15 protein-coding genes and 1 pseudogene are annotated in these 18,052 nt (G+C 70.9%); 12 read left to right on the top strand and 4 right to left on the bottom strand.

Going from position 1 to position 18,052, the window contains the following annotated elements; translation table 11 throughout:
- Nucleotides 1-189 (bottom strand): annotated as a pseudogene (locus A6A08_RS09270) (1,3-beta-glucanase); the annotation flags it as partial.
- 474 nt (nucleotides 190-663) lie between these two features.
- Between A6A08_RS09270 and A6A08_RS09265 the strand changes: the two are divergent.
- The 3 genes from A6A08_RS09265 to mshC all read left to right on the top strand — a co-directional run bounded on the left by A6A08_RS09265 (nucleotide 664) and on the right by mshC (nucleotide 2,623).
- Complete coding sequence (locus A6A08_RS09265; RefSeq protein WP_073702129.1) at nucleotides 664-873, top strand: hypothetical protein; 210 nt, start codon at nucleotides 664-666, stop codon at nucleotides 871-873.
- A 232-nt stretch (nucleotides 874-1,105) separates the two neighbouring features.
- Complete coding sequence (locus A6A08_RS09260) at nucleotides 1,106-1,294, top strand: hypothetical protein (RefSeq protein WP_073702128.1); 189 nt, start codon at nucleotides 1,106-1,108, stop codon at nucleotides 1,292-1,294.
- 105 nt (nucleotides 1,295-1,399) lie between these two features.
- A complete protein-coding gene (gene mshC, locus A6A08_RS09255; RefSeq protein ID WP_073702127.1) occupies nucleotides 1,400-2,623 on the top strand; it encodes a cysteine--1-D-myo-inosityl 2-amino-2-deoxy-alpha-D-glucopyranoside ligase in 1,224 nt (407 codons plus the stop codon).
- Nucleotides 2,624-2,700: 77 nt separating this feature from the next.
- Here mshC and A6A08_RS09250 read toward each other — a convergent pair whose 3' ends face one another.
- Both A6A08_RS09250 and A6A08_RS28705 read right to left on the bottom strand, forming a co-directional pair.
- Nucleotides 2,701-3,222, bottom strand: a complete 522-nt coding sequence (locus A6A08_RS09250) for a nitroreductase family deazaflavin-dependent oxidoreductase (RefSeq protein ID WP_073702126.1) — start codon at nucleotides 3,220-3,222, stop codon at nucleotides 2,701-2,703.
- 171 nt (nucleotides 3,223-3,393) lie between these two features.
- Entirely contained in the window at nucleotides 3,394-3,678 is a 285-nt protein-coding gene (locus tag A6A08_RS28705; protein WP_242422218.1) for a hypothetical protein, read from the bottom strand.
- Between A6A08_RS28705 and A6A08_RS09245 the strand changes: the two genes are divergently transcribed.
- Together A6A08_RS09245 and A6A08_RS09240 are read left to right on the top strand one after the other, a co-directional pair.
- Nucleotides 3,658-4,557 (top strand): hypothetical protein, encoded by a 900-nt coding sequence (locus A6A08_RS09245; protein ID WP_242422204.1) that lies wholly within the window; start codon nucleotides 3,658-3,660, stop codon nucleotides 4,555-4,557. The genes A6A08_RS28705 and A6A08_RS09245 overlap by 21 nt on opposite strands.
- A 131-nt stretch (nucleotides 4,558-4,688) precedes the next feature.
- Nucleotides 4,689-5,105 (top strand): ABATE domain-containing protein, encoded by a 417-nt coding sequence (locus A6A08_RS09240; protein ID WP_199866887.1) that lies wholly within the window; start codon nucleotides 4,689-4,691, stop codon nucleotides 5,103-5,105.
- Nucleotides 5,106-5,202: 97 nt separating this feature from the next.
- Here the strand turns inward: A6A08_RS09240 and A6A08_RS09235 are convergent, their stop codons facing one another.
- A complete protein-coding gene (locus A6A08_RS09235) occupies nucleotides 5,203-6,042 on the bottom strand; it encodes a PAC2 family protein (protein ID WP_073702125.1) in 840 nt (279 codons plus the stop codon).
- Between the two features lie 284 nt (nucleotides 6,043-6,326).
- Between A6A08_RS09235 and metH the strand changes: the two genes are divergently transcribed.
- The 7 genes from metH (at nucleotide 6,327) to A6A08_RS09200 (ending at nucleotide 17,869) form a co-directional block, all read left to right on the top strand.
- Nucleotides 6,327-9,800 (top strand): methionine synthase, encoded by a 3,474-nt coding sequence (gene metH / locus A6A08_RS09230; RefSeq protein WP_073702124.1) that lies wholly within the window; start codon nucleotides 6,327-6,329, stop codon nucleotides 9,798-9,800.
- 299 nt (nucleotides 9,801-10,099) lie between these two features.
- Nucleotides 10,100-10,813 (top strand): HAD family phosphatase, encoded by a 714-nt coding sequence (locus tag A6A08_RS09225; RefSeq protein WP_073702123.1) that lies wholly within the window; start codon nucleotides 10,100-10,102, stop codon nucleotides 10,811-10,813.
- A 157-nt stretch (nucleotides 10,814-10,970) separates the two neighbouring features.
- Nucleotides 10,971-11,465 carry a cellulose synthase gene (locus tag A6A08_RS09220; RefSeq protein ID WP_242422202.1) on the top strand — a complete coding sequence of 165 codons (495 nt, stop codon included), beginning with the start codon at nucleotides 10,971-10,973 and terminating at the stop codon, nucleotides 11,463-11,465.
- A 580-nt stretch (nucleotides 11,466-12,045) separates the two neighbouring features.
- Complete coding sequence (locus A6A08_RS09215; RefSeq protein ID WP_073702121.1) at nucleotides 12,046-13,095, top strand: ABC transporter permease; 1,050 nt, start codon at nucleotides 12,046-12,048, stop codon at nucleotides 13,093-13,095.
- Nucleotides 13,096-13,195: 100 nt separating this feature from the next.
- Nucleotides 13,196-14,944, top strand: a complete 1,749-nt coding sequence (locus tag A6A08_RS09210; protein WP_073702120.1) for an ABC transporter substrate-binding protein — start codon at nucleotides 13,196-13,198, stop codon at nucleotides 14,942-14,944.
- An 84-nt stretch (nucleotides 14,945-15,028) separates the two neighbouring features.
- The gene (locus A6A08_RS09205) at nucleotides 15,029-16,042 is read left to right on the top strand and encodes an ABC transporter permease (RefSeq protein ID WP_073702119.1); all 1,014 of its coding nucleotides are present in this window, start codon (nucleotides 15,029-15,031) and stop codon (nucleotides 16,040-16,042) included.
- 45 nt (nucleotides 16,043-16,087) lie between these two features.
- Nucleotides 16,088-17,869, top strand: coding sequence for an ABC transporter ATP-binding protein (locus A6A08_RS09200; RefSeq protein WP_073702118.1), 1,782 nt, complete (start codon nucleotides 16,088-16,090; stop codon nucleotides 17,867-17,869).
- The last annotated feature ends 183 nt before the right edge of the window (nucleotides 17,870-18,052 follow it).

Here is an 18,052-nt window from a genome sequence, read left to right as displayed (position 1 = left end):
GCCGTCGAACTCGTCCGACCACACCAGGGCGGACTGCGCCGCCTGGGCGGTCTCCGCGCCGGCGGCCGCCGCACCGGCCTCCGGCGCGGGGGCGGCCGACGCGGTACCGGGGAACAGGAGCGCCGCGGCGGTGAGGACGGACGCGGCCGCGGAGAGGAGGGCCGGACGTGGAGGGGACGCGGTACGCATGGACTACTCCGGGGGGAAGGCCCCGCGACGGCGGGGCGTTGGCGGGCGGAGTCGGGCCCGGCGCGTGTACGCCGGACACGGTGGTGACGACCGTTCGGAGTCGGTGCGTCACTCAGAGGGTTGAAACGTTAAGTTACTTTACGTTTAGTCAGCCTTCCGCACAAGAGGTGTGAAGGACGAAAGGGACAAGGATTCGGCTCGGGGGTGCGGCTCCCTTCCGGTGCGGCGCGCCGCACGCGCGGAAGGCGGCGGCCCGGTGCCATGTATTCCGCTCGGGACAACGGGTAGAGGACAGGGACACCGTGGCCCTGTCCCTCCCGATCCCCACTGACCTGGGGGAGGGCGAAAGGATTCCGGAAGCGTGCCGTAGGCGCGGGACGGGATCGTGTCCACGGTGAACCCGGGACGCGGGAGACGCATCCCACCGTGCCCCGGGGTATCCCTGACCCGCCCATCCACCCCGAAGGACCGCCCATGAGCGTCATCACCGCCCACGACCGTGCACTTCTCGACGACCAGGCTCCGTACGCACGTACCGGGCGCCGTGACACGGCCCGGGCGAGGTGGCGGCTCCGCGCGATCCAGGCGGACATCGCCGAGTTCGGTTCGCCCGAGGACCCCGACCTGGCACAGGCGAGGGAGGAACTGGACCTGCTGGAGACCGCGGCGGCCGCCCGGCCCTGACCTCGCAGCCCCCGGGCCCCGCCCGCCCCTCCGGCCGTGCCCCGCCACCCGCCCGGGCGCACCACGTCCCCGACCCCACCGCCGCGGCCGCCTGCCGGGTCCTCGCGGCCACCGTCACGTTCGTGCTCACCAGGGGCTTGTCAACCCCCAGGGTGACCAGGGCGTCTCTGAGGGAGACGGCGCGCACGCCGTCAGGCTCGCGTGGAGGCACGCGTTCAGGGCAGGGGGCACGATGGAGGGCCGTAACGGCAACCTGATGGAGACCGGGGCGTACTGGCTGCTCTACGTGGTCTCGGTCAGCGGGGCGCTGCTGCACTGGCGGCTGGGCAACGAGGGCATGGCCGCGGTGTGCGCCATCGCGGCGCTGTTCGGCGCGGTCCTCATCAGTAGGAGGCGCCTGAGGATCGCCGCGCACCGCTGAGTCCGCCCGCCGCGCTATTCCCGTCCGTTCTGGGGCGATCATCACGTGTGGCGACCACCCTTCTGGGGAGGTGTGCCACGTGCGCGTCCGGATAGGCTTCCCGGTATGCGTTCATGGTCTGCGCCTGACATCGTCCCCCTGCCGGGTACCGGCGGCCCCCTCCGCGTCCACGACACCGCCACCGGCCGGATACGGACGACGACGCCGGGCCCCACGGCGGGGATGTACGCCTGCGGCATCACCCCCTACGACGCCGCCCACCTCGGCCACGCCTTCACCTACCTCACCTTCGACCTGGCCAACCGGGTGTGGCGCGACGCCGGGCACGACGTCGACTACGTGCAGAACACCACCGACATCGACGATCCGCTGCTGGAGCGCGCGGAGGCCACCGGTGTCGACTGGCGCGACCTGGCCCACCGCGAGATCGACGTGTTCCGCGAGGACATGGCCGCCCTGCGGATCATCCCCCCGACCTCCTACGTCGGAGTGGTGGAGTCCGTCGACCTCATCAGCGACCTCGCCGCGCGCATCCGCGACACCGGCGCCGCCTACGAGATCGACGGTGACCTGTACTTCTCCGCCGCGGAGGCCGCCGACCTCGGCAGTATCAGCCACCTGGACCGCGACCAGATGCTGGAGCTGTTCGGCGAGCGCGGCGGCGACCCGGGGCGCGCCGACAAGAAGGACCCGCTGGACTGGCTGCTGTGGCGTGCCGAGCGCCCCGGCGAGCCCGCATGGGACAGCCCCCTGGGCCGCGGCCGCCCCGGCTGGCACATCGAGTGCAGCGCCATCGCCCTGGACCGGCTGGGCCCGGCCTTCGACCTCAACGGCGGCGGCAGCGACCTGATCTTCCCCCACCACGAGATGGGCGCGGCCGAGACCCGCTGCGCCACGGGCGGACCCAACGCCCACAACCACCTGCACGTGGGCATGGTCGGCCTGAACGGCGAGAAGATGTCCAAGTCCCTGGGCAACCTGGTGTTCGTGTCCAAGCTGCGCGAGCAGGGCGTCGACCCGGCCGTCATCCGCCTGGCCATGCTCGACCACCACTACCGCGCGCCGTGGGAGTGGACCGACGCCGAGCTCCCCGGAGCCAACGCGCGCGCCGACCGCTGGCGCGCGGCCCTGGCCCTGGGCGCCGCTCCCGACGCCGCTCCGGTGCTCGCCGCCGTGCGCGCGGCCCTGGCCGAGGACCTGGACTCGCCCGCGGCCCTGGCCGCGGTGGACGCCTGGGCCGACACCGCCCTCACCGAGGGGGGCGTCGACACCGGCGCGCCCGCCCTGGTGCGCGCCACAGTGGACACCCTGCTGGGCGTGGCGCTGTAGGGAGCCGCCGCGGTTCCCGCGGCGGGTCCCGCACGGGCGCGGAGGGTGCCGCCGGGCCGTGCGCGTGAGCGGTCGGCTCAGCGCTCGGACAGGTCGGGGTAGGGCGTCCTCGGCGGGTCGTCGGGGGACAGGCGGACGACCGGAACGCCGTTCTCGCGGTCGGCTCCCAGCCGCTCGAAGGACTCCGGACCGCCGTCCACCCCGTGTCCCAGCCCCCGCACCAGCGCTGAGGCGGTCCCGGGGTACCGCTGCGCGTAGTGCGCCAGCACCTGTCCGGACTCCTCGGGGGGAAGGACGGTGGCCGTGCCCCGTCGGCGCCGGCCGCCCACCTGGAACAGCACCCGCGGCTCCCGCAGGATGTTGCGGAACCACTGCGACCGCGAGCCGTACCCGGAGGCCACCAGCACCGTTCCGGTGGCGTCGTTGCCGCCCACCACCTCCAGCACCGCCTGCCGGACCTCGCCCGTGGTGCGCCCCCTGTGGGTGAGCAGCACGAACCGGTCGCCCAGCAACGCCCCCAACCCGAGCCGGTACAGCCAGATCGGGGCGCGCAACAGCGCCCGGCGCGTGGGTGTGGCGGGCGGCTGGGCGAACGACATGTGAGGCGGCCTTCCTGCGGTCGGTCCCGGGGCGGCACGAGTGTAGCCACGCGGCCGCCCCGGCGCCGGGCGCCACGCCCGTGGACCGTCGGCGGGCGCTGCCACGATCCGGGGCATGCAGACAGGACCGGACGTACTCCGCACCACCGACTGGACCCGCACCTTCCACGCCTACGGCTCCGGTGCCGACGCCCCCGCGTACCTCGCCCCCTGCTCACCGGCGACGGCGAGGAGCGCACGCGCGCTCCGGACTACCTCCACAGCGCGATCGTCCACCAGGGCACGGTCTACACGGCCACCGTCCCCGCCGCTCTGTTCGTCGCCGGGATCCTGGACCGCCCCGAAGTCGACGACCGGACCCAGGACCCGCTCTCCGCGGCGACGGGCGCCGGGGCCGGTCCCCTCCGGCACGCCCTGCTGGGTTTCCTCGCCCACGTGGCCGAGGGAGCGCTCCACGCGTTCCTCGACGGCGAGCCCGAATCCGGCCTCCCCTCCGAGGCCGAGTTGGACCGGGTGCACGACGCCCTCGACCCCGAGAACGAGGACGAAGCTGTCGAGGTGCGGGAGGAACCCGTCATGGAGGTGCTCATGCGCCGGGTGGGACAGGACATGCGCGCCGCCGCACCCGCGCTGTACGAGGCCGTCCGGCCCCTCCTCACCCACCACGGCGCCCTGACGCGCATCCGGGCGGTGGAGGCCGCGGCGGCCCTCGCCCGGCTGGGCGGCCTGGAACCGGACCTGTCCGGTGCCGCCGACATGGCCGAGTCCCGGGACGAGGGCGCGGCCATCGTCCTGGCCCTGGGCGGGTCCGGCGGCGACACCACCGAGTTCCTCACCCACGCCGACCCGGCGATCCGCGCCTGCGCCGCCCTGGCCCCCTGCCAGCGCGGCAACCCGGTCGCCACCGCGGAACTGGTCGCCGCGCTCGCCGACCCCGCCGGGGCCGACGCCTGGTTCACCTTCCGCCCGGCCTTCTTCGACGGGCACGTCCGCTCCTCCCTCGTCCGCGCCCTCGCCGACCGTTCGGGCCCCCAGGGCGCCGAGCGCCTGCTCCCGGTGCTGCGCGCGGTGGCCCCGTTCACCACGCCCCTCACCGCGGAGAGGGACGCCGGTCCGCTGCTCACTCTGGCCTTCGCGCCTCGCGTGAGGGCCGAGGGGCCGCGCGACCCGGTCGGCGACCCGTCGTCCCTCACGGACGTGCAGCGCGCCTACCTGTGCGTCCTTGCCGAAGCGGACGGGTTCTGGAGCGACAGGACCGCCGACTTCGCGGTCGTCCTCGCACGGCTGGGGCTGCCACGGGACCGAGAGGGGGTCCGCGCCCTGCTCGATTCCTGAGGACGATCGTCCGGCGAACCGGCGCCGTCCGCGCGCACCCGTCTCACCGTGCACGTGCACGGTGACCACCTGTGGCCACGACCTCGCTCAAACACCGGCATCCGGGGCCCAACCGTGGTGGGATAGCCTCCATGACGACCACCACCCCCACGCGGCGCAGCACGGCCGCCGAACTCATCGCGGACTTCGTCTCCACAGGGGGCGGCCTCACCGACCGGGCCGACCTCGCACGGTTCCTCCGTGAGCACCGCCTGGCCACCGAGGGCGCCATTCCCATCACACTGGCCGACCTCGACGAGGCCATCGCCCTGCGTGACGGTATCCGAGCCGTCCTGGAGTGCCGCCCCGACCCCGACCACGAGGCGATCGCCCGGGCCCAGAAGGTCCTGGACGGCCTGCGCGTCACCGTCCGCCTCCAGCCCGTGCCCGACGCCGGGACACAGCTCGCCCCCGCCGTCGTGGACGAGGTCCGCCGCGGCCTGGCCCGCATCGCCGGTGCCTGGGCCTCGGTCCTGGCCACGGGGGAGTGGCGCCACCTGCGGCTCTGAGGCCGACCGCCCCGGCGCCTGAGCCCAGGCGCCCGGACGGACCCGCACGGAAGCGGGCCCCGGCGATCCGCCGGGGCCCGTCGGCTCGTGGAGGCGCTCAGCCCTCGTCGTGGCGGCGCAGGTAGCGCTCGAAGTCCCGGGCGATCGCGTCCCCGGAGGCCTCCGGCAGATCGGCGGTGTCCTTGGCCTCCTCCAGGCCGCGCACGTACGCCGCGATGTCCTCGTCCTCGGCGGTCAGCTCGTTGACGTTGGACTCCCACGAGACGGCCTCGTCGGGCAGCTCGCCCAGCGGCACCCGCAGGTCCAGGAAGTCCTCCAGCCACGCCAGCAGCGCCAGGGTCGCCTTCGGGCACGGCGGCTGGGCGACGTAGTGGGGGATGGCCGCCCACAGCGACACCGTCTCCATACCCACCGAGCTGAACGTCTCGTGGGCCACGCCCACGATCCCCGTCGGACCCGAGTAGGTGGTCGCCTCGAGCCCCAGGGCGGTGCCCAGGTCCACGGGCGAGGCCATCCCGGTCACCGGGATCGGCCGGGTGTGCGGGGCGTCCGCCAGCAGCGAGCCCAGCATCACCACCCGCCGCACGCCCAGTTCCCGGGCGACCGCCAGCAGGTCGGCGGTGTAGGAACGCCACCGCATGTTCGGCTCGGGGCCGGTCACCAGCACCACGTCGCGCCCCGACCCCGGCGGCCTGGCCACCTGGACCCGGGTCGTGGGCCACTCGACCTCGCCGACCACGCCGTCCACGACCGACATGCGCGGCCGTGTCACCTGGAAGTCGTAGTAGTCGTCCGGCGTCAGGGCGCACAGCTCGTAGGCGCCCCACTCCCTGGAGAGGTGCTCCACGGCGAGACTCGCCGCCTCTCCGGCGTCGTTCCACCCCTCGAACGCCGCCACCATCACAGGTTCGACAAGCTCCCGGACGAGCTTGGTCATCGATGGCCCCTTCCTGCACGCGGACGGGGTCCACCCTACGGGGTTCCGACCCGCCCGGGAAACCGTCGCCCGCACTCCGGTGGAGGGAGCGGGTCACACTCCGTGGGACACCCGTCTCACGTGCTGGAACGGGCGATCGGGTAACCTCGCAGACAGCGACTGACAAGGACGCCGCCGTCCCCGGACGCCCCGACCCGCCTTTCGCACCGCGGGTCCACCCAGTGCCACGCGTCACGGGGGCATCAGCTGGGCCGCCGCGGTGCCCCGACATAGAGTTGCGAAATATGAGAGCTAGCCCAACCTTCCGCGAAGCACTGTCCCAGCGCGTCGTCGTGGCGGACGGAGCGATGGGCACCATGCTCCAGGCACACGATCTCGACCTCGACCAGTTCGAGGGCCACGAGGGCTGCAACGACATCCTCAACATCACCCGTCCCGACATCGTCCACGACACCCATGCCGCCTTTCTTGCCGTGGGTTCGGACTGCATCGAGACGAACACCTTCTCCGCCAACCTCGGAGGCCTCTCCGAGTACGGCATCGAGGACCGCACCCACGAGATCGCCCAGGCCGGAGCACGCGTGGCCCGTGAGGCCGCCGACGCCTACTCCACCCCCGACCACCCCCGCTACGTCCTCGGATCCGTGGGACCCGGTACCAAGCTGCCCTCCCTGGGGCACGCGCCCTACGCCCTGCTGCGCGACCACTACGAGCAGTGCGCGCGCGGCCTCATCGACGGCGGATCCGACGCCATCCTGATCGAGACCTGCCAGGACCTGCTCCAGGTCAAGGCCGCCGTGGTCGGCGCCAACCGCGCCCGCAAGGCCGCGGGCAGGGACGTCCCGGTCATCGCCCAGGTCAGTATCGAGACCAACGGCACCATGCTGCTGGGCTCGGAGATCGGCGCCGCGCTGACCTCCCTGGAGCCGCTCGGCATCGACGTCATCGGCCTCAACTGCTCCACCGGCCCCGCCGAGATGAGCGAGCACCTGCGCTACCTGTCCCACCACTCGCGCATCCCCATCTCCTGCATGCCCAACGCGGGCCTGCCGGAGCTGGGCCCCGACGGCGCCGTCTACACCCTCTCGCCCGAGGAACTGGCCGACGCCCACGACACCTTCACCTCCGAGTTCGGCCTGAGCCTGGTCGGCGGCTGCTGCGGCACCACCCCCGAGCACCTGCGCCAGGTGGTCGAGCGCGTTCAGGGGCGCGGGATCAAGGACCGCAGGCCGATCGTGGAGGCGGCGGCCTCCTCCCTCTACCAGAGCGTGCCCTTCCGCCAGGACGCCAGCTACCTGGCCGTGGGCGAGCGCACCAACGCCAACGGCTCCAAGAAGTTCCGCGAGGCCATGCTGGAGGGCCGCTGGGACGACTGCGTGGAGATGGCCCGGGACCAGATCCGCGACGGCGCCCACCTGCTCGACCTCAACATCGACTACGTGGGCCGCGACGGGGTCAGCGACATGCGCGAGCTGGCCTCGCGCTTCGCGACCTCCTCCACCCTGCCGATCATGCTCGACTCCACCGAGCCGCCCGTGCTGGAGGCGGGCCTGGAGTCCCTCGGCGGCCGGTCCGTGATCAACTCGGTCAACTACGAGGACGGCGACGGTCCCGACTCCCGCTTCACCCGCATCATGGAGCTGGTCAAGGAGCACGGCGCCGCCGTCGTGGGCCTGTGCATCGACGAGGAGGGGCAGGCCCGCACCGCCGAGTGGAAGGTGCGCGTCGCCACCCGCCTCATCGAGCAGATCACCGGCGAATGGGGGCTGCGCACCGGCGACATCGTCATCGACTGCCTCACCTTCCCCATCACCACGGGGCAGGAGGAGACCCGCCGGGACGGCCTGGAGACGATCGAGGCCATCCGCGAGCTCAAGCGGCGCTACCCGGACGTGCAGACCACGCTGGGGCTGTCCAACCTCTCCTTCGGCCTCAACCCGGCCGCCCGCATCGTGCTGAACTCGGTGTTCCTGCACGAGGCGGTCCAGGCGGGCCTGGACTCGGCGATCGTGCACGCCTCCAAGATCGTGCCGATCAACCAGATCCCCGACGAGCAGCGCCAGGTCGCCCTCGACATGGTCTACGACCGGCGCGAGGGCGACTACGACCCGCTCTCGCGCTTCATGGACATGTTCGAGGGCGTGGACGCCAAGTCCCTGAGGGCCTCCCGGGCCGAGGAACTGGCCGCCCTGCCGCTGTGGGAGCGCCTGGAGCGGCGCATCATCGACGGCGAGATGGCCGGAATCGAGGCCGACCTCGACGAGGCGCTGGAGTCCAGGCCCGCCCTGGCCATCGTCAACGACACCCTGCTCGCGGGTATGAAGACCGTCGGCGAGCTGTTCGGCTCCGGCCAGATGCAGCTGCCCTTCGTCCTCAAGTCCGCCGAGGTCATGAAGGGCGCCGTCGCCTACCTCGAACCGCACATGGAAAAGAGCGACGACGACGGCAAGGGCCGCATCGTCCTGGCCACGGTCAAGGGCGACGTCCACGACATCGGCAAGAACCTCGTCGACATCATCCTGTCCAACAACGGTTACGACGTGGTCAACATCGGCATCAAGCAACCGGTGTCGGCGATCCTGGAGGCGGCCGAGACCGAGCGCGCCGACGTGATCGGCATGTCCGGCCTGCTGGTCAAGTCCACGGTGATCATGCGGGAGAACCTGGAGGAGATGAACTCCAGGGGCCTGTCCGAGCGCTTCCCGGTCCTGCTGGGCGGCGCCGCGCTCACCCGCTCCTACGTCGAGCAGGACCTGGCCGAGGTGTTCGACGGCCACGTGCGCTACGCCAAGGACGCCTTCGAGGGGCTGCGCCTGATGGACGCGTTCATGGCGGTCAAGCGCGGCGAGGAGGGCGCCGAACTGCCCGCCCTGCGCCAGCGCAGGGTGAAGTCCGGGGCCAGGCTCAAGGTGACCGAGCCCGAGGAGATGCCCGCCCGCAGCGACGTGTCGACCACCAACAGGGTGCCCGTGCCGCCCTTCTGGGGCGACCGCATCAGCAAGGGCGTCCCCCTGGCCGACTACGCCTCCTTCCTCGACGAGCGCGCGACCTTCATGGGCCAGTGGGGCCTCAAGGCCGCGCGCGGCGGCAACGGCCCCACCTACGAGGAGCTCGTGGAGACCGAGGGCCGTCCCCGCCTGCGGATGTGGCTGGACCGCATCCAGACCGACGGCCTCCTGGAGGCCGCCGTGGTGCACGGCCACTACCCCTGCTACAGCGAGGGCGACGACCTGGTGGTCCTGGACGAGGACGGCGAGCGCGAGCGCACGCGCTTCACCTTCCCGCGCCAGCGCCGGGACCGCCACCTGTGCCTGTCCGACTTCTTCCGGCCCAAGGAGTCGGGGGAGCTGGACGTGGTGTCCTTCCAGGTGGTGACCGTGGGGTCGGCGATCAGCCGCGCCACCGCCGAGCTGTTCGAAAAGGACGCCTACCGCGACTACCTGGAGCTGCACGGTCTGTCGGTGCAGCTGACCGAGGCGCTGGCCGAGTACTGGCACACCCGGGTGCGCGCGGAGCTGGGCTTCGCGGGCGAGGACCCGGCGGAGCTGGAGGCCTTCTTCAAGCTCGGCTACCGGGGCGCCCGCTTCTCCCTGGGCTACGGGGCCTGCCCCGACCTGGAGGACCGCGCCAAGATCATGCGCCTGCTGGAGCCCGAGCGGGTGGGTGTGACGCTGTCGGAGGAGTTCCAGCTGGTGCCGGAGCAGGCCACCGACGCGATCGTCGTCCACCACCCGGAGGCGACCTACTTCAACGTCTGACCGGCTCCCGGCCCGCCCGGGAGGCTGGCGCGGTCCCGCACGCCGGGCCCGGTCCGGCCCCTCTCCCACGGGGGCGGGCCGGGCCCCCGTGTGTGGGAGAGCTCTCCCCCCGCCGCGGTCCGAGAGTTCGTAGTGTGGAAAGGACGCCGACAGGTCCCCTTCACGGTGAGGGCGCCCCGCGTCCAGCACGATGATGACGCACACCACCGGGGTGCCCCCTGGGCGGGCCGGAACCCATGACACACGAGGGGAGAGCGTGGTGTCCCTGCCGGTCCCGGCCGGAACACGCCACCGAACACATGAGCGAGCAGAGCACCCTGAGCCCTGACACCTCCGACGCCGCGGCACCCGGGGGCAGACGCCTCCAGGCGGTGCTCCTGGACATGGACGGCACCCTCATCGAGAGCGAGCACCTGTGGGGTGAGTCCGAGGCCGAGCTGGTCGCCGAACTGGGCGGGGTGTGGACCGAGGAGGACCACGCGCGCAACGTCGGCAACGCCGCCGAGCCCGTGGGCCGCTACATCATCGACCTGACCGGCGCCCACCACCTCACCCCGCGCGAGGTCGCCGACCGCCTGTACGCACGGTTTCGCGCCAAGCTCGCGGGAGGCGCCCAGCTGCGCCCGGGGGCCAAGGCGCTGGTGACCATGCTGTCGGAGGCCGGGGTGCCGGTGGCCCTGGTGACCTCCACCGAGCGCCCGCTGGTGCAGGCGGCGATCGACGGGATCGGCCTGGACAACTTCGACGACTCGGTGGCCGGGGACGAGGTCGCCGCGAACAAGCCCGACCCCGACCCCTACCTCAGGGCCGCGCGGCGGCTCGGGGTCGATCCCGCGCGCTGCGTCGCCTTCGAGGACTCGGTGGTCGGCGTGGCCTCGGCGGCCGACGCCGGGTGCGTCACGGTCGCGGTGCCCAACCACGTGGAGATCCCGCCGCGCGAGGGCGTGGTGTTCCGGGACACCCTGGTGGGCGTGGACCTGGACTGGCTGGAGTCGCTGGTCGCCGACCGCTGAGCGCGACCGGGACGTCCCTCCCCTTCCCTTCGCCCGCCCGGGCGCCGGACGCACGGGTAGCGTGGAGGGGGGAGCCCCGACGCGGGCGCCGGATCGGGGGCACGCCCTAAGGGATCGACCGGATGTGCGTTCCGGCGCCGGATGGGAGACTGGGCCCATGCCTGAGAATCTGACATGGATGACCGGTCTGGTCCTGGGAGGCGGCCTCACCCTCGTGGGACTGGTGATCTCCTTCGTCGTGTGGCGGGCCAAGGGGGCCGCCGCCGGCCTGCGGGGGGTGGCGTGGTCGCTGCTGCCGCTGGCCGCCGGTCTGATCGGGCTGATGAACGCCGTCTGGCAGTTCGTCATGAGCATCTTCGGCATCCTGGTCGGCCTGCTGTTCAACCCGGCGGTGTGGGCCGGCGTGGTCCTGCTGGGCGTGGCGGTGGTGCTCTACGTGGTCTCGGGCGTCATGCGCGCCCGCGGCGCGGGGACCCGGCCCCGGGACAAGGCGCCCAGGGCCGCGGGGGAGGGCGCCCGGCCCGGTACGGCCGCCGGGGCCGGGGACGCCAAGGGCCAGATGGGCGCGCCCCCCAAGAAGTCCGGCGCCGCCGACGACCTCTCCGACTTCGGTGACATCGAGGAGCTGTTGCGCAAGCGCGGTATCGAGTAGCCCGCGCGGCGCCCGGGAGGGCCCGCCCACGACGGACGGACGACGACGGTCCCGCCGACGCGGGGCCGTCGTCGCTTTTCGGATGGGCGCTGACACGCTATGCCACATAGCACTTGCCATAGCGTTCCTCTTTGGCGGACGAACCGGTGCGCATCCGGACGTATCGTTGGTCCAACGCCACCGGGCATCGTCCCAGCTCGCGTCCGGTCATCCGATGAATGCGAACTGTGTCAGCTTTTGTTGTTATATAAGCCTTTTGACATTGTTTGTCACGATTTAGATACATGATCGGATATTGGACGCTCCGCACTCGACGGGCGAGTAAGTTGGTCGCTGTGTAACAGCCCGGGTGTATCGGTCCCGGTGTGTCCAACCTCTCAGGTGATGCGGCACACCCGCACGGACCGGGGTCTGCGCTGACGGGTCACCACCCGCCGCGCCGACACAGCGCCCAAGCCAGCCAGCGTCGAGAACCGGCCGGCCCCACTGTGAGCTCCGCAGGTCATCCCCGGCGGTTCCACACGTGGGTTCTGTTCCGTTCTCCTCGGCCAGAAGCGTATGAGTGGAGAGTGGTGGCCTGATGAGCGCGCCCTCGCATGCCCCCGATTCGGCGGAGCAGGCGGAGCAGACCGACGCCGTGAACGTCGCTACGCAGGCCCGTGAGGTCCGCGGAGACTCCGACAACCGGTCCCTGCGCCAGATCGCCTGGCAGCGGCTGCGCAAGGACAAGGTCGCCATGGTCTCCGGCGTGGTCGTGGTCCTGCTCATCCTGGCCGCGATCTGTGCGCCCCTGCTGGCCAAGTGGTTCGGGGCCCCGCCCACCCAGTTCCACCAGGACCTGATCGAGCCCAGCACCGGCCTGCCGATGAAGGACCCGGCCAATCCGAGTCCGTTCGACACCGATCCCTGGGGTGCGATCAGCGCGGAGCACCTGCTGGGCGTGGAGCCCGTCACCGGGCGCGACCTGTTCAGCCGCATCGTCTACGGCGCCCAGATCTCCCTGCTGGTGGCCTTCCTGTCCACGGTGCTGTGCGTGGTCCTGGGCACCCTGCTCGGCATCGTCGCCGGGTACAAGGGCGGCTGGATCGACACCGTCATCAGCCGGGCCATGGACGTCTTCCTGGCCTTCCCGCTGATGCTCTTCGCCATCGCTCTCGTGGGCGTCATCCCCGAGGGCGTCCTCGGGCTGACCGGCAACGGTCTGCGCATCGGCGTCATCGTCTTCATCATCGGCTTCTTCAACTGGCCCTACATCGCCCGCATCGTCCGTGGACAGACGCTCTCCCTACGCGAGCGGGAGTTCGTCGAGGCCGCCAGGAGCCTGGGTGCCAGCAACCGGCACATCCTGTTCAGGGAGATCCTGCCGAACCTGGTCACGCCGATCATCGTCTACTCGACCCTGCTCATCCCGACGAACATCCTCTTCGAGGCGGCGCTGAGCTTCCTCGGCGTCGGGATCAACCCGCCCACCCCGAGCTGGGGGAAGATGCTGTCCGACGCCGTACCCCTGTACGAGAACGCGCCGTACTTCGTCGTCTTCCCGGGTCTGGCCATCTTCGTCACCGTGCTCGCGTTCAACCTGTTCGGTGACGGACTCCGAGACGCTTTCGATCCCAAGACCTCCGACTGATCCCGGCCGGTGGCCGCCCCGCACGGCTGCCACCACGGCATGAGATCCGACGACAGGTTGATCCCATCATCCCCATCAGGTTCGTATGAGAGGCAGTCCCTTGAGGAAACGCACCCTCGGCTTCGTCGCGCTGGGCGCGGCGGCGTCCATCTTCCTTTCGGCATGCGGAGGCGGTGACTCCGCGGGCGGAGGCTCCGAGTCCGACGCCAGCTTCAACCAGGGGGCGACCGAGGTCGTCAACCCCTCGGACAAGACCGGCGGCACCCTGCGCTACGCCATCGCCACGGACTTCGACTCCACCGACCCGGGCGACACCTACTACGGCTTCAGCTGGAACTTCAGCCGCTACTACGCCCGTACGCTGCTGGCCTTCACCCCGGCTCCGGGTGAGGAGTCCTCCGAGCTGACCACGGACATGGCCGCGGGTATGCCGGAGCCCAACGACGACTTCACCGAGTGGACCGTCAAGATCCAGGAAGGCCTCAAGTACGAGGACGGTTCCGAGATCACGGCGCAGGACATCAAGTACGCCATCGCGCGCTCCAACTACAACGGCGGAGAGCTGCCCAACGGTCCGCGCTACTTCGAGGCCCACCTGGACCAGGAGCCCTTCAACGTCTACGAGGTCGACAACCCGCTGGAGACCTTCACCGCGGTGGAGACCCCGGACGACCACACCCTGGTCTTCCACCTCAAGGACTCCTTCTCCGAGTTCCCGTACGTGCTGACCCAGTCGCAGACCGCCCCGGTGCCGGTGGAGGCCGACCGCGGTGCGCTGTACAAGGAGCACGTCGTCTCCTCGGGCCCGTACAAGTTCGACGGCGACTACGAGCCCGGCGTGAAGCTCGACCTGGTCCGCAACGAGCACTGGGACGCCGAGACCGACCCGATCCGCCCGGCCCTGCCGGACGAGGTCACCGTCCAGATCGGCATCGACCAGGACGAGATCGACCAGCGCCTGGTCAACGGCGACATCGACGTCGACCTGGCCGGTGTCGGCGTCGGCCCGGCGATGAAGAGCACCCTGCTCACCGACGAGGACGCCCAGTCCAACCTGGACAACCCGTTCAGCGGTGCGCTGCGCTACGTCAACATCCACACCCCGGTCATCGAGGACGTGGCCTGCCGCCAGGCGATCATGTACGCGGCCGACCGCGACAGCCTGCACCGCGCCTGGGGCGGCGAGAGCGGCGGCGACATCGCCACCAACCTGCTCCCGCCGACCATCCCGGGCTCGAACCCGGAGTCGAACCTGTACTCGTCCGAGGACAACAAGGGCGACCTGGAGTCGGCCGAGGCCAAGCTGGAGGAGTGCGGCGAGGGCGACGGCTTCAGCACCACCATCGCCGTCCGCGACGGTCGTCCCAACGACATCGCCACCGCCGAGTCCCTCCAGGAGTCCCTGAAGCGCGTCGGTATCGAGATCGACATCCAGACCTTCCCGGCCGAGGACTTCTTCGCCCAGTACGCCGGCTCGCAGGACTACGTCCGTGAGAACGACATCGGTCTGAGCGTCTCCGGCTGGAGCCCGGACTGGGCCACCGGCTACGGCTTCGCCTCCAAGATCACCGACGGCGACGCCATCCAGAAGACGGGCAACTACAACACCTCCGAGCTCGACGACCCCGAGGTCAACGAGCTGTGGGACAAGGCCCTCCAGACCGAGGACCCGACCGAGCGCGCCGCGATCTACGAGCAGATCGACACCCTGGTCATGGAGCAGGCGGCCATCCTGCCGGTCGTCTTCGACCGTGCGCTGTACTACCGCTCGGACGAGCTGACCAACGTCTACCACACGTCCGCGTACGCGATGTACGACTTCATGGCCCTGGGCGTGGACCGGGGCTAGAGCCCCAACCGGCCTGAACTAGTACGAGAAGGCAGGTGAAAGCGGCGGGGTCCACGGCCCCGTGGGACCCCGCCGCTGACCGCGATGCTGAACTATATTCTCCGCCGCCTGGGCGCGGGACTGCTGCTGCTCGCCGTCGTCACGGCGGTGACCTTCTGGATCTTCTACGTCCTGCCCCGGTGGGCGGGCGTGACGCCGCGCGGCATGGCCGCGATGTACGTGGGCAAGGCGCCCACCCCGGAGGCGCTCGACGCCACCGTGGAACGGCTGGGCCTGGACCAGCCCGTCGCGATGCAGTTCCTGGAGTTCGTGCGCGGCCTCCTGCTCGGCCAGGAGTTCACCTTCGGCCGGGAGACGGTGGAGTGCGCCGCGCCCTGCCTGGGCTACTCCTTCACCACCAACAGCCCCGTGCTGCCCCAACTGCTCGACCGCCTGCCGGTCACCGCCTCGTTGGCCTTCGGCGCGGCGATCATCTGGATCATCGGCGGCGTGGCCGTCGGCGTTCTGTCCGCGGTCAAGAAGGGCAGCTTCTTCGACCGCCTGGCCATGGGCACCGCCCTGGTGGGCGTGTCCATGCCGATCTACTTCACCGGCCTGCTGGCCCTGGCCTTCCTCGTGCACAAGTGGGAGCTGTTCCCGGTCTCGCGCTACGTTCCCCTCAGCGAGGACCCGGTCGCCTGGTTCCAGGTGATGTTCCTGCCCTGGGTGACCCTGGCGTTCCTGCACGCGGCCCAGTACGCGCGTCAGACACGTGCGGGGATGCTGGAGGTCCTCGGGGAGGACTACATCCGCACCGCCCGCGCCAAGGGCCTGAGCGAGCGCCGCGTGATCTTCAAGCACGCGCTGCGCCCCACGCTCACCCCGATCGTGACCATCTTCGGTCTTGACGTCGGCCTGGTCCTCGGTGGTGCGATCCTCACCGAGACGGTGTTCTCCCTGAACGGCATCGGCGCCTACGCCATCGACGCGATCGTCGGCAAGGACCTGCCCGTGGTGCTCGGTGTGACCCTGATGGGCGCCGTCTTCATCGTCGTCTGCAACCTGGTCGTCGACCTGCTCTACCCGGTCCTCGACCCGCGCGTGCGGATCGCCGGCTGACGCCCGACAGCGTTGAACAGACCAGCTCTAACGAAGGAAAGTGACATGGCCTCGACCGAGCCCGTCGTCCGGGTGGACGACCTGCGGGTGACGTTCCCGACCATGGACGGCGACGTTCACGCGGTGAACGGGCTGTCCTTCGAGGTGCCCGCCGGGGGTGCCCTCGGTATCGTGGGCGAGTCCGGCTCGGGCAAGAGCGTGACCTCGCTGGCGCTGATGGGCCTGCACCGGGGCAGCCGGGCGCGCATCACCGGGTCCATCGAGGTCGCGGGCCAGGACGTGGTCAGCGCCTCGGACAGGAAGCTGCGGCGGATGCGCGGCAACGACATCGCGATGGTCTTCCAGGACCCCATGCAGTCGCTGCACCCGCAGTACACGATCGGCAACCAGCTGATCGAGGCCTACCGGATCCACAACCCCAAGGCCACCAAGGCCGAGGCGCACAAGCGCGCCGTGGAGTCCCTGGACCGGGTGGGGATTCCCCATCCGCAGAAGCGGATCAACTCCTATCCGCACGAGTTCTCCGGTGGTATGCGCCAGCGTGTGGTGATCGCGATGGGGTTGATGTGCGATCCGAAGGTGTTGTTGGCCGATGAGCCGACGACGGCGTTGGACGTGACGGTGCAGGCGCAGGTGCTGGACCTGTTGGACGAGCTGCGCACGGACCTGGGGATGGGGTTGATCCTGGTCTCGCACGATCTGGCGGTGGTCGCCGGTTCGGTGGACGAGGTCGTGGTCATGCGCCACGGTGTGGCGGTGGAGCGCGGTGACGTGCGCACGGTCCTGGCCGAGCCGGAGCATCCCTACACGCGGGCGCTGCTGGCCGCGGTGCCGCGCGTGGAGCTCTCCCGAGCACAGCGCCGTGCCCAGGACCGGGCCGAGCGCGACAAGCGCGAGGGCAGGGTCACCGAGGCGGGCGAGTTCTCGGCCTTCACCCCGACCGCCACCCCGGCCGCCACGGGCACGGACTCCTCCGAGGAGACCCCGCTCCTGCGAGTGGAGGATGTGGCGCAGCGGTTCGGTGTGCGTGGTGGTGTGTGGGGGCGTACGACGGACTTTTGGGCTGTGAAGGGTGTGTCCTTCGATCTGTTCCGGGGGGAGACCCTGGGGATCGTGGGGGAGTCGGGTTCGGGCAAGAGCACGCTGTCGCGGATGGTGATGCGGTTGTTGGAGCCCACCCGGGGCCGGGTGGAGTTCGAGGGCCGCGACATCACGCACATGTCCGAGCGGGAGCTGCGTCCGTTGCGTCGGGACATGCAGATGGTGTTCCAGAACCCGTATTCGTCGTTGAATCCGCGGGTGACGGTGGGGGACGCGATCGGGACGGCGCTGCGGGTGCAGGGTGAGCGTGATGGCCGGAAGGTGCGCCGTCAGGTGCAGGAGCTTCTGGAGCGGGTGGGGTTGGAGCCCGATCACTACAACCGGTTCCCGCATGCGTTCTCGGGGGGTCAGCGGCAGCGGATCGCGATCGCGCGGGCGTTGATCCTCAAGCCGAAGCTGATCATCTGTGATGAGCCGGTGTCGGCGTTGGACGTGTCGACGCAGGATCAGGTGTTGCGGTTGTTGTCGGAGTTGCAGGACGACTTCGGGTTGACGTACATCTTCGTGGCGCATGATCTGGCGGTGGTGCGTCAGGTGAGTGACCGGGTCGCGGTGATGCGTGCGGGTGAGGTCGTGGAGATGGGTGACAGCGACTCGGTGTATGAGGAGCCGAGTAGTGACTACACGCGTCAGCTGCTCAACGCCGCCCCCGTCCTGGACCCCGACGAGGCCCGCAGCCTGCGTGCCGAGCGTAGGGAAAAGCGCGACAAGAAGACCGCCGCGTAGGCTTCGGCCTCCGGCCGTCCCCGGGACGGCCCGGCTCTTCGGTACCGCACGCCGGTGCCGCCGTGGAACCCCGCGGCGGCACCGGCGTCGTCGTGTCCGGGCCCGTCGGCCGGGCCCGTATCCCCTTCCCCGTGCCCCGGGAGGACCTCGGACGGGCACGGGCCCCGAGGCACCGAAGCCGCG

Source organism: Nocardiopsis sp. TSRI0078 (assembly GCF_001905145.1).
Lineage (GTDB): Bacteria > Actinomycetota > Actinomycetes > Streptosporangiales > Streptosporangiaceae > Nocardiopsis.
Note: the sequence above shows the minus strand (reverse complement) of the source record. Positions and strands in the feature narration are given on the sequence as shown.

Coding starts and splice junctions, on each gene's coding strand:
- A6A08_RS09265 (WP_073702129.1), top strand. CDS start 664: ATGAGCGTCATCACCGCCCACGACCGTGCACTTCTCGACGACCAGGCT.
- A6A08_RS09260 (WP_073702128.1), top strand. CDS start 1,106: ATGGAGGGCCGTAACGGCAACCTGATGGAGACCGGGGCGTACTGGCTG.
- mshC (WP_073702127.1), top strand. CDS start 1,400: ATGCGTTCATGGTCTGCGCCTGACATCGTCCCCCTGCCGGGTACCGGC.
- A6A08_RS09250 (WP_073702126.1), bottom strand. CDS start 3,222: ATGTCGTTCGCCCAGCCGCCCGCCACACCCACGCGCCGGGCGCTGTTG.
- A6A08_RS09240 (WP_199866887.1), top strand. CDS start 4,689: ATGACGACCACCACCCCCACGCGGCGCAGCACGGCCGCCGAACTCATC.
- A6A08_RS09235 (WP_073702125.1), bottom strand. CDS start 6,042: ATGACCAAGCTCGTCCGGGAGCTTGTCGAACCTGTGATGGTGGCGGCG.
- metH (WP_073702124.1), top strand. CDS start 6,327: ATGAGAGCTAGCCCAACCTTCCGCGAAGCACTGTCCCAGCGCGTCGTC.
- A6A08_RS09225 (WP_073702123.1), top strand. CDS start 10,100: ATGAGCGAGCAGAGCACCCTGAGCCCTGACACCTCCGACGCCGCGGCA.
- A6A08_RS09220 (WP_242422202.1), top strand. CDS start 10,971: ATGCCTGAGAATCTGACATGGATGACCGGTCTGGTCCTGGGAGGCGGC.
- A6A08_RS09215 (WP_073702121.1), top strand. CDS start 12,046: ATGAGCGCGCCCTCGCATGCCCCCGATTCGGCGGAGCAGGCGGAGCAG.
- A6A08_RS09205 (WP_073702119.1), top strand. CDS start 15,029: ATGCTGAACTATATTCTCCGCCGCCTGGGCGCGGGACTGCTGCTGCTC.
- A6A08_RS09200 (WP_073702118.1), top strand. CDS start 16,088: ATGGCCTCGACCGAGCCCGTCGTCCGGGTGGACGACCTGCGGGTGACG.